The organism is Nocardiopsis listeri, assembly GCF_020741345.1.
Lineage (GTDB): Bacteria > Actinomycetota > Actinomycetes > Streptosporangiales > Streptosporangiaceae > Nocardiopsis > Nocardiopsis listeri_A.
Genome location: NZ_DYZD01000193.1, coordinates 1 through 9089, shown reverse-complemented (window position 1 = coordinate 9089; position 9089 = coordinate 1). Strand labels below are relative to the sequence as shown.

The 9089-nt window shown below is 66.4% G+C and carries 8 protein-coding genes and 2 tRNA genes; 7 read left to right on the top strand and 3 right to left on the bottom strand.

Going from position 1 to position 9089, the window contains the following annotated elements; genetic code table 11:
* Window positions 1-252: 252 nt before the first annotated feature.
* A complete protein-coding gene (locus tag K8V84_RS10655) occupies window positions 253-762 on the bottom strand; it encodes an adenylyltransferase/cytidyltransferase family protein (RefSeq protein WP_304073742.1) in 510 nt (169 codons plus the stop codon).
* Between the two features lie 194 nt (window positions 763-956).
* Here K8V84_RS10655 and K8V84_RS10650 point away from each other — a divergent pair, with 194 nt between their 5' ends.
* The gene (locus K8V84_RS10650; protein WP_304073740.1) at window positions 957-1259 is read left to right on the top strand and encodes a hypothetical protein; all 303 of its coding nucleotides are present in this window, start codon (window positions 957-959) and stop codon (window positions 1257-1259) included.
* Between the two features lie 87 nt (window positions 1260-1346).
* Here the strand turns inward: K8V84_RS10650 and K8V84_RS10645 are convergent.
* Window positions 1347-1420, bottom strand: a tRNA-Gly gene (locus tag K8V84_RS10645).
* A gap of 117 nt (window positions 1421-1537) precedes the next feature.
* Between K8V84_RS10645 and K8V84_RS10640 the strand changes: the two genes are divergently transcribed.
* The 5 genes from K8V84_RS10640 to clpX all read left to right on the top strand — a co-directional run bounded on the left by K8V84_RS10640 (window position 1538) and on the right by clpX (window position 6410).
* Window positions 1538-1612: transfer RNA gene (locus tag K8V84_RS10640), tRNA-Pro, on the top strand.
* Between the two features lie 227 nt (window positions 1613-1839).
* Window positions 1840-3285 carry a trigger factor gene (tig, locus tag K8V84_RS10635; protein ID WP_304073738.1) on the top strand — a complete coding sequence of 482 codons (1446 nt, stop codon included), beginning with the start codon at window positions 1840-1842 and terminating at the stop codon, window positions 3283-3285.
* Window positions 3286-3596: 311 nt separating this feature from the next.
* Complete coding sequence (locus K8V84_RS10630) at window positions 3597-4121, top strand: ATP-dependent Clp protease proteolytic subunit (protein ID WP_304073735.1); 525 nt, start codon at window positions 3597-3599, stop codon at window positions 4119-4121.
* Between the two features lie 60 nt (window positions 4122-4181).
* The gene (locus tag K8V84_RS10625; protein WP_304073733.1) at window positions 4182-4838 is read left to right on the top strand and encodes an ATP-dependent Clp protease proteolytic subunit; all 657 of its coding nucleotides are present in this window, start codon (window positions 4182-4184) and stop codon (window positions 4836-4838) included.
* Window positions 4839-5132: 294 nt separating this feature from the next.
* Complete coding sequence (clpX, locus tag K8V84_RS10620; RefSeq protein WP_304073731.1) at window positions 5133-6410, top strand: ATP-dependent Clp protease ATP-binding subunit ClpX; 1278 nt, start codon at window positions 5133-5135, stop codon at window positions 6408-6410.
* A gap of 111 nt (window positions 6411-6521) precedes the next feature.
* Here the strand turns inward: clpX and K8V84_RS10615 are convergent, their stop codons facing one another.
* Window positions 6522-7232: a DUF305 domain-containing protein gene (locus K8V84_RS10615; protein WP_304073729.1), complete on the bottom strand. Its 711-nt coding sequence runs from the start codon at window positions 7230-7232 to the stop codon at window positions 6522-6524.
* A gap of 361 nt (window positions 7233-7593) precedes the next feature.
* Between K8V84_RS10615 and K8V84_RS10610 the strand changes: the two genes are divergently transcribed.
* Window positions 7594-9003, top strand: a complete 1410-nt coding sequence (locus tag K8V84_RS10610; protein ID WP_304073726.1) for a hypothetical protein — start codon at window positions 7594-7596, stop codon at window positions 9001-9003.
* Window positions 9004-9089: the final 86 nt, after the last annotated feature.

The window sequence follows — 9089 nt, the reverse complement described above, 5'->3', positions numbered from 1 at the left end:
TCGAGGTGACCAACAAGAACAGCAGGATCGCCCGCCAGTGCGGTCGGGCGTACGACAGGATGCGCCGGGTGATCCCCGGGGGCAGTCGCTGTCCCCGCGCGCTCCCATCGTTGACCAGAGCCCTGTAGGAGGGCCTCCCTGACATCATCGACGGCCTCGTTTCGTACATCGGTTCGCCACGCATGAGTCAACACCGATGGGCGCGTACCGCTTCCCGGGCAGGCGGGGGACAGGGCCGTGGGGCGACGAGGGTCAGAGGGAGTGCGAGAGGCGGCCCAGCGCCGCCGTGGTGGAACGGCCCGGGGTGAAGGGCAGCTCCCAGGACCGGGCACCGAGCGCCTCCGCGCCGCGGATCTTGGCCTGGGTGTAGCGATCGCCGGCGGTGAAGGCCAGGGCGGCGGGGGCCAGGGGTCGCAGCAGGTCGGCGTAGGCGGCCCAGTCGGCGACCGTGGGCGGTCCGTCGATGATGAAGGAACCGGTCACACAGGCCAGCGCGGCGATGGTCTCGGCCCGTTCCTCGGCCGGGTTGACCGGCCGTTCGGGGCCCTTCCAGGCCCGCACGCGCTCGTCGGACTCTATGCCCACGACCAGGGGATGGCCGCGTTCGGCGATGGCGCCCAGGAATCGGATGTGTCCCACGTGCAGCACGTCGAAGACACCGGTGACCACGACCGGTCGTTCGAGGGGCTCCGGTCGTTCGAACCAACGCAGACCCAGCGGTGTGGCCGCTTGGTATGCCTCGTCCGTGCCAGATTCCCGCATGTGGTCCCCGTTCCCTCCGTATGACGGTAGGGGTGTCCGCGTCCGCTCGCGTGGACGGGCTCACCCGAAAGGTCAACGTACCTGTCGGGTGGGGGTATTCCGCCTCCGGAGAGAAGAACCGAACGGTGTTCACCGCCGGTGTGACGGACGTTACGGGGAACCTCGAGGGCGGTATGTGTGTCCCATCACGTGAAGTGTTCGAGAAGTGGAACGGAAAAGTGGTGCTGGTGATGGGTTGGGTGCTTCTCGTCGAGGAGACGGTCGGATCCGGGCAGTCCATGCGGTGGGGCGTGGGCCGGGTGCAGGGGGCCTATCCCGAGTGGGAGCAGGCGGCGGAGGCCGCATTGGTCCTGGCCAGGGAGTACGCCCCGAATCACCCTTGGTCGGAGAGTGGGCGTCAGATCTACCGGACGTCGGAGAGCGCCTACCTGGTCGACGTCCAGGGCGCCACGGCCACGTTCCCCTTCCGGGTGAGCGTCGCCCAACGGGTGGAGTAGACCGAACCGAAACCGAACCGCAGGGGTCGTCCCCTGGGTGGAGTGGCGAAACGAGCCGGTGCCGTGGGGCACACGGCTCGCTTCGAGTGGAGCGGGCGACGAGAATCGAACTCGCATGACCAGCTTGGAAGGCTGGGGTTCTACCATTGAACTACGCCCGCATGGCTTCAGAGCCCTTGAGTTTCCTCTAGACTCGTCCTGCCGCTGGAGATAAGAGTACAGTCTCCAGGGCGGTGGTCGCACACTCGATTTCGGATCGGTGTGTTTCCGCCGGGCAACGGGGTGTAGCGCAGCTTGGTTAGCGCGCATGCTTTGGGAGCATGAGGCCGCGGGTTCGAATCCCGCCACCCCGACGAAATCTTTCGCGGCCGACCGGCCTCTCGGTCGGCGGCCGTGGCCCCCTGCGTATCTGCCCTAGACTTGGTGCGATCAGCAGGAAACTGTAAGTCCCAGCCCGTCGCAGGGCACCCCAGTAGAACGTGGTCTCCACGGGCCGGGGTGCTCGCGTGCATTCGCCGTTCGTGTGGTGCGCCTGCGGGCCGACGCGGACACCAGCCGGCAAACCTAGGAGTACCGCCCCGTGAAGACCGATGTCGAGGAGCTCAGCCCGACCCGGGTCAAGCTGACCATCGAGGTGCCCTTCGAGGAGCTCGAGCACGCTTTCGACGTGACCTACAAGTCGCTCGCGAAGCAGGTTCGGATCAAGGGCTTCCGCCCGGGCAAGGCACCGGCGCGGCTGATCGACCGCTACGTCGGCCGCGGTGCGGTGATCAGCGAAGCGGTCAACCACGCCGTTCCGGAGCTTTACAACGAAGCCATCCAGAAGGAGGAGATCTTCGCGCTCGGCCAGCCCGACGTGGAGGTCACCAAGCTGGAGGACAACGACGAGCTCGCCTTCACCGCCGAGGTCGACGTCCGCCCCAAGTTCGAGGTGAAGGACTACAAGGGCATCGAGGTGACCGTCGACAACGCGACCGTCACCGATGAGCAGGTCGACGAGCAGATCGGCACCCTGCGCGAGCGCTTCTCCACGCTCGTGGGCGCCGACCGCCCGATCGAGGACGGCGACCACCTGTCCATCGACCTGTCGGCCGCCGTCGACGGTGAGAAGCTCGAGGACGTGGCCGTGAGCGGCTACTCCTACGAGGTCGGCACCAACAACATGCTGGAGGGCCTCGACGAGACCCTGCGCGGTATGGAGGCCGACGGCGAGGCCACCTTCAAGACCACCCTGGTGGGTGGCGACCACGAGGGCAAGGAAGCGGACGTCACCGTCACCGTGCACTCGGTCAAGGTGAAGGAGCTGCCGGAGCTGGACGATGAGTTCGCCCAGCTGGCCTCGGAGTTCGACACCATCGACGAGCTGCGCGAGGACGTGCGCAAGCGCATGGCCGACGTGCGTCGCATGCAGCAGCTCTCCGCCGCCCGTGACAAGGCGCTGGAGAAGCTCATCGAGTCCGTCGAGGTTCCGCTGCCCGACGCGGTCGTCGACGAGGAGATCACCCGTCGTCGCCAGAGCCTTGAGCAGCAGCTCGCCCAGAGCGGTCTGACCAAGGAGGCCTACCTCGAGTCGCAGGAGAAGACCGAGGAGGAGTTCGAGGAGGAGCTGAAGACCGGCGCCAACTCGGCGGTCAAGGCCGGTTTCATTCTCGACCAGCTGGCCCTCCAGGAGGACCTGAGCGCCGACCAGGGCGAGCTCAGCCAGTACGTGTTCGAGCAGGCCCAGCGCATGGGTGTCAGCCCGGACCAGCTGGCCCAGCACCTGGTCGAGTCGAACCAGATCCGTGTCGCCTTCACCGAGGTCGTCCGCGGCAAGGCCATGGACCTGGTCCTGGCCGACGCCAAGGTGACCGACGAGGACGGCAACGCCATCGAGACCCCGCAGGTCGAGACGGCCGAGGACACCGACGCCGTGGAGGACGCGGCCAAGGCCGCTGCCGCCGCCACCGAGGACGTCGAGGTCGTCGAGGTCGACGCCGCCGAGTCCGAGAAGGCCGACGAGGACGCCAAGGACGACAGCAAGTAGCCCTTCGGCCCCGTAGCGTTCGCGCGGGCCCCGACCGACCCCGAAACGGGTCGGTCGGGGCCCGTCGTGTTTGTTCGCTGCTAGGAGAAAAGGTGTGTTCCACCCCTCCTGCACCCTGCGCTCAAAGCGAACAGGGACGTTATACGGACGAGCCCGACGTCCAGCGGCGTTAGTGTCGCTGTATCGCAACCGTTTCGATTCCGGAGCAGGTGACGAGAGTGCCGCCGACCTTTGATGAGTCCCCGGGATTCGACGCTCGTACGTCGGACCCGCAACTTTCCCCTTTTATTGAGCAGACGCCTCAGCGCCTGTTGCGCCAGCGAATCGTGTTCCTCGGCCAACAGGTCGACGACGACATCGCCAACCGCCTTGTCGGTGAGCTCCTGCTGCTGTCCGCCGAGGACCGCCAGCGGGACATCACCATGTACATCAACTCGCCGGGTGGTTCCGTGACGGCGGGCATGGCGATCTATGACGTCATGCAGTACATCCCCAACGACGTGCGTACCGTGGGTATCGGTATGGCCGCGTCCATGGGCCAGATGCTCTTGTGCGCCGGTGCGGCCGGTAAGCGTTACGCGCTGCCGCACACCCGCGTCATGATGCACCAGCCGTCCGGTGGTATCGGGGGCACCGCCTCCGACATCCGGATCCTGGCGGATCAGCTGCTCTATGTGAAGAAGATGTTCATCACGAAGATCTCCGAGCACACCGGGCAGTCGGTCGAGCAGATCGAGAAGGACGCCGACCGGGACCGCTGGTTCACGGCCCAGGAGGCGCTGGAGTACGGCTTCATCGATGAGGTGCTCGAAGGCACCCTCGATGTGACCAGTTGACCGTAGCCAGGGCTGACCTGTCCCAGTCCATGGATCGGCGTAGTGCGTGGAAGGCGTGAAATGACCGAATTCAACCCCAGTCTGATCGGCGGCGCGGCCTCGATGGCTCCCCAGAGCCGCTACGTGCTGCCGTCCTACGTGGAGCGCACGTCGTACGGCGTCAAGGAGATGAATCCGTACAACAAGCTCTTCGAGGAGCGGATCATCTTCGTCGGCGTGCAGATCGACGACACCTCCGCCAACGACCTGATGGCCCAGCTCATCACCTTGGAGCAGCTCGACTCCGAGCGGGACATCCAGATGTACATCAACTCGCCGGGTGGTTCCTTCACCTCCCTCATGGCGATCTACGACACCATGCAGTTCGTGCGCCCCGACATCCAGACGGTGTGCATCGGACAGGCCGCGTCGGCCGCCGCGATCCTGCTGGCGGGCGGCACCAAGGGCAAGCGCGGTGCGCTGCCCAACGCTCGCATGATGATCCACCAGCCCGCCACCGAGGGCATGCACGGCCAGGCCAGCGACATCGAGATCCAGGCCAATGAGATCACCCGGATCCGGGAGCAGCTGGAGACGACCCTGGCCAAGCACACGGGTCGCTCGGCCGAGCAGGTGTCCAAGGACATCGAGCGCGACAAGATCCTCACCGCGGAGGAGGCCGTCGAGTACGGTCTCATCGACTTCGTGCTGCCCTACCGCAAGGCTTCCCTGAAGTAGGGCACCCGCCGGAGAAACCCCGTGCCGAACCGGACTCCGCGCACTCGCGCGGGTGTTCCGGTAGGGGTTCTCCGGCCCCTGAAAGCACGCGCCGGACCGGTTCGGGACCCGCCTGGAACAACCCGGTGGTGAAGCCGGTCCGGTTTTTCGCTTACCCTGGCGGGGAGCGACACACAGATCGCCCCGTTCGTGACCGGTCGGTCGTGGACGGAAGATTCACGGGAGTTCGCTTCCGTGCCGTCCGACGCGACACGCGTCGGGGGCGGGGTGGCCTTAGTTTTGAGGAGTGGCTGGGTGGCACGCATCGGCGACGGCGGGGACCTGCTGAAGTGCTCATTCTGCGGTAAGAGCCAGAAGCAGGTGAAAAAGCTCATCGCCGGCCCCGGCGTGTACATCTGCGATGAGTGCATCGATCTGTGCAACGAGATCATCGAAGAGGAACTCGCCGACGCCACCGAGCTCACTTGGGATTCCCTTCCCAAGCCTCGGGAGATCTTCGACTTCCTCGACTCCTACGTGATCGGTCAGGAGCAGGCGAAGAAGGCCCTTTCGGTGGCGGTGTACAACCACTACAAGCGGGTCCGTTCGGAGAGCGACCGTCCCGGTGACGAGGAAGTGGAGATCGCCAAGTCCAACATCCTGCTGCTGGGGCCGACCGGTTCGGGCAAGACCCTGTTGGCGCAGACCCTCGCCAAGATCCTGAACGTCCCCTTCGCGATCGCCGACGCCACGGCGCTGACCGAGGCCGGCTACGTCGGCGAGGACGTCGAGAACATCCTTTTGAAGCTGATCCAGGCCGCGGACTACGACGTCAAGAAGGCCGAGACCGGGATCATCTACATCGACGAGGTCGACAAGGTCGCCCGTAAGAGCGAGAACCCGTCGATCACCCGGGACGTCTCCGGGGAGGGTGTGCAGCAGGCGCTGCTGAAGATACTTGAGGGCACCACCGCGAGTGTTCCGCCCCAGGGCGGCCGCAAGCACCCGCACCAGGAGTTCATCCAGATCGACACCACCAACGTGCTGTTCATCTGCGGTGGCGCCTTCGCCGGACTGGAACAGCTCATCGAGTCCCGCACCGGGCAGCAGGGCATGGGCTTCAACGCCGTGCTGCGGCCCAAGACCGAGGAGTCGGAGCGGGCGTTGTTCGGCTCGGTCATGCCGGAGGACCTGCTCAAGTTCGGGATGATCCCGGAGTTCATCGGTCGTCTGCCGGTGATCACCAGCGTGCACAACCTGGACAAGGCCGCGCTGATCCAGATCCTCACTGAACCGCGCAACGCCCTGGTCAAGCAGTACCAGCGGCTGTTCGAGCTGGACAACGTGGAGCTGGAGTTCACCCAGGACGCGTTGGAGGCCATCGCCGAGCAGGGCATCATTCGGGGTACCGGCGCCCGTGGTCTGCGCGCCATCATCGAGGAGGTCCTGCTCTCGGTGATGTACGAGGTGCCCAGCCGGGAGGACGTCGGTCAGGTGATCATCACGCGGGAGTCGGTGGAGCAGCACGTGAATCCGACGATCGTGCCGCGCAGCCGTCCGGAGGACGACGACCGCCAGGAGAAGTCCGCCTGATCGTTTCCGTGCGGCCCTGAACCGCTCTTGCACGACATGGGGCGCCCTCGCATCGAGCGAGGGCGCCCCATCGCGCGTACGGCCCTCTGGGCCCCGGGGACGTCCGGGGGATCAGTCCTCGTCCTCCAGGAGCGACTCCATGCGGGCGATCTCGGTGTTCTGTTCGGCGATGAGGTCGTTGGCCATCCGCATCACGGTCTGGTCCTCTCCCTCGGAGAGGACGTCCACGGCCATGGCCACGGCGCCCTCGTGATGGGCGGTCATCAACTCCACGAACAGGTGGTCGAACTCGTCGCCCTCGGCGTCGGTGAGCCGTTGCATGTCCTCCTCGGAGACCATGCCCTGCATGTCGTCGTGGTCGACCTCCAGGTCGCAGAGGGGGACGTCCTCGCCCTCCGGGTGGTGGCCGCCCTCGCCCTCCAGACCGCAGAAGTTCTGGTGGGCGGGGTTGTCCCGGGCCGGGCCGAAGACGTTCTCCTCCAGCCAGCTCTCCATCGCGGAGATCTCCGGGTCCTGGGCGGCGGCGATCCGGTCGGCGATGCGTTCGACGCCGTCGCGCTGGTAGCGGTCCGGGACCAGATCGGTCATCTCCAGGGCCTGGGAGTGGTGTTCGATCATCATCACCAGGTAGGTGACGTCGGCTTCGTTGTGTCCTTGTTCCTCGGCGACCGCGGCGATCTCCTCGGCGGTCGCGGGGGTGGAGGACTCCCCGGGGGCGCCGGGGGCGATGACGTTGGCGGACTCCTGTCCGTCGTCCGCGCCGCAGGCCGGGGCGGCGAGCAGGGCGAGGGCGGTTCCGGCGGCGAGTGCCAGGCGACGCACGTGGTCTCCTCCAGAGGATGGGGCGGACGGGCCGGGTGGACCGCCGGTGTCGGTGGTATGCGACATCCTGCGGGTTTTCTACTCACTCCGTGGGTGTTTTGTCCAGTGCCGAACCGGCGTTCGTCCGGTCGTCTCCAGCGCCCTCCGTCGGTGTGGAACCGACGGCGGTGGATTCGTGGGGAGGTCCTGAGGGCCACAGTCGTGTGTCCCCGCGGCCAGGGGGATGTCACCGTCGGAGAGGCCCGCCATGCCGCGCCTTCGGACTGTTAAGAGTTATATTTCCTTTGTTTCCCTCTATACATATTGATGTTGAACTGTGTACGTTCTTTCTGTTTCGCTCCATTAGGAATCAGGAGTACACATGGCGTCATCCCCCACCCGCCCCCGTGCAAGACGCCCGCTTCACCGCAGAGCACTCACAGGTGTCGCCCTCACCGCCACCGCGCTTGTGACCGCGGGCCTGCTCGGCCCCGCCGGCGCGGCCGCCGACACCGCCCCCTTCGAAAGCGACGCCGAGACCAGCCCCAACGTCTCCCACGTCGCCAACCTCCCCAAGTCCGAGGCCATGGACGACTACAACTCGGACCTGGCCTTCACCGGCGACTACGCCATCGGCGGCAACTACAACGGCTTCGTCATCTACGACATCTCCGAGCCGGAGGCCCCCGAGGTCGTCTCCGAGGTCCTGTGCCCGGGCGGCCAGGGCGACCTGTCGGTCAGCGGCGACCTGGTGTACTTCTCCGTCGACTACCCGCGCGCGAGCGACGAGTGCGGTGCGCCGTCCGTGCCCACCACCGACCCCGACGGGTTCGAGGGCATCCGCGTGTTCGACATCTCCGACAAGGCCGCCCCCGAGTACGTGGCGGCCGTGGCCACCGACTGCGGATCGCACACCCACACCCTCGTCCCGGGCAAGGACGGCGAGCACGACTACGTGTACGTGTCCTCCTACTCGCCCAACGCGGACTTCCCGAACTGTCAGCCGCCGCACGACAAGATCTCCATCGTCGAGATCCCCACCGACGCCCCCTCCGAGGCCGCCCTGGTCAACGAGCCGGTCCTGTTCCCCGACGGCGGCAACACCACGACCACCGGCTGCCACGACATCACCGCCTACCCGGAGATCGACCTGGCCGCGGGCGCCTGCATGGGCGACGGCATCCTCATGGACACCTCCGACCCGGCCCATCCCGTGGTGACCGACGTCGTCCAGGACGAGAACTTCGCGTTCTGGCACTCGGCGACCTTCACCAACGACGCGAGCACCGTGATCTTCACCGACGAGCTCGGCGGGGGCGGCGGCGCGATCTGCACCGACGAGTACGGGGAGGAACGCGGTGCCAACGCCATCTACACCATCGGCGGCACCGACGACGAGCCAGAACTCTCCTTCGAGAGCTACTACAAGATCCCGCGCGTGCAGACCGCCACCGAGAACTGCGTCGCCCACAACGGCTCGCTCATCCCCGTCCCGGGCCAGGACTTCTTCGTGCAGGCCTGGTACCAGGGAGGTGTCTCGGTGATCGACTTCAACGACCCGAAGAACCCCCGCGAGATCGGCCACTTCGACCGTGACCCGATCGACGACGAGCAGCTCGTGCTCGGTGGCTCCTGGTCGGCGTACTACTACAACGGCTACGTGTACTCCTCCGACATCACCCGTGGACTCGACGTCCTGAAGATCGACGACCCGCGTCTGCGCTCCGCCGAACGTGTCACCTACGACGAGTTCAACCCCCAGTCGCAGCCGAGTTACCGCCCCGGCCGCTGACCGACCCCACGAACCCCTCCCGGTGGCTCCTCCTGGGGAGTCAGGGCAAACGGGAGGTTCAGGGGCCGCGGCGATCGCCGCGGCCC

Coding starts and splice junctions, on each gene's coding strand:
- K8V84_RS10625 (WP_304073733.1), top strand. CDS start 4,182: ATGACCGAATTCAACCCCAGTCTGATCGGCGGCGCGGCCTCGATGGCT.
- K8V84_RS10610 (WP_304073726.1), top strand. CDS start 7,594: ATGGCGTCATCCCCCACCCGCCCCCGTGCAAGACGCCCGCTTCACCGC.
- K8V84_RS10655 (WP_304073742.1), bottom strand. CDS start 762: ATGCGGGAATCTGGCACGGACGAGGCATACCAAGCGGCCACACCGCTG.